Source organism: Microbispora sp. NPDC046933 (assembly GCF_040644635.1).
In the GTDB taxonomy this organism is placed as follows: Bacteria; Actinomycetota; Actinomycetes; order Streptosporangiales; family Streptosporangiaceae; genus Microbispora.
Genome location: NZ_JBEYWW010000125.1, coordinates 1 through 1,225 on the forward strand (window position 1 = coordinate 1; position 1,225 = coordinate 1,225).

A 1,225-nucleotide genomic window follows, 5' to 3' on the forward strand; every position below is an offset into this window, starting at 1 on the left:
GAGCAATGCTTAGAACCTGTGGATCTTCAGGGAAGGGGTGTACCTTCCCGATGATCATGTAGGTCTCATGCATGACCGACGCGCCAACGTCGGTCGGGAAGGCACACCCGTGCTCACCGTAGTCCCTGACCCCGCTGACGGCGACCGCCACATCACAGACGCCCCGATCTCCTCCTCGCTGATCGACGAGATCGTCCGAGAAGGCGCCCGCCGCATGCTCGCCGAAGCGCTCAAAGCCGAGGTCGACGCCTACATCGCCCAGTTCGCCGATCAACATGACGACGATGGCCGCCGCCTGGTGGTGCGCAACGGCTACCACCAGCCGCGCCAGGTGCTCACCGCGGCCGGCGCGATCGAGGTAAAGGCGCCCCGCGTCAACGACAAGCGCATCGATGAGGTCACCGGCGAGCGTAAGCGCTTCTCCTCGGCGATCCTGCCGCCCTGGGCACGCAGAACCGCGAAGATCACCGAGGTGCTGCCGCTGCTCTACCTGCACGGCCTGTCCTCCGGAGACTTCGTGCCGGCGCTGGGGCAGTTCCTCGGCACTACGGCCGGGCTGTCCGCGCCGGTCATCACGAAGCTGACCGAGCAGTGGAAGGCCGAACAACGCGCCTTCGCCGACCGCGACCTGTCGGCCGTGGACTACGTCTACCTGTGGGCCGACGGCGTGCACGTCAACGTCCGCCTGGAAGAACACCGTTTGTGCCTGCTGGTGATGATCGGCGTGCGTGCTGACGGCCGCAAGGAACTCATCGCACTGGCCGACGGCTACCGCGAGTCGACCGAGTCGTGGGCCGACCTGCTGCGCGACTGCAAACGGCGGGGGATGCGCGCGCCGGTGCTGGCCGTCGGGGACGGCGCGCTGGGATTCTGGGCCGCACTCGGTGAGGTGTTTCCGCAGGCCAGGGCCCAGAGGTGCTGGTTTCACAAAATCGCTAACGTGCTGTCGGCGCTACCGAAGTCCGCCCAGAGCGGCGCGAAGAAGGCCCTGGCGGAGATCTGGAACGCCGAGGACAAGGACCACGCGTTGGCGGCGGTGAAGGAGTTCCAGACCGCTTACGGGGCCAAGTACGGCAAGGCCGTGGCCAAGGTCGTCGATGACGTGGACGAGCTGCTGGCCTTCTACGACTTTCCAGCCGAGCATTGGGTGCATCTGCGCACGACCAACCCGATCGAGTCGACGTTCGCCACCGTGCGGCACCGCACCAAGGTCACCAAGGGCCCC

At 66.5% G+C, this 1,225-nt stretch carries 1 protein-coding gene; it reads left to right on the plus strand.

Annotated elements, in window-relative coordinates; all coding sequences use genetic code 11:
• Positions 1-151: 151 nt before the first annotated feature.
• Positions 152-1,225, plus strand: a 1,074-nt coding sequence (locus ABZ857_RS44290) for an IS256 family transposase (protein ID WP_357056979.1), incomplete at its 3' end; no start/stop codon positions are given.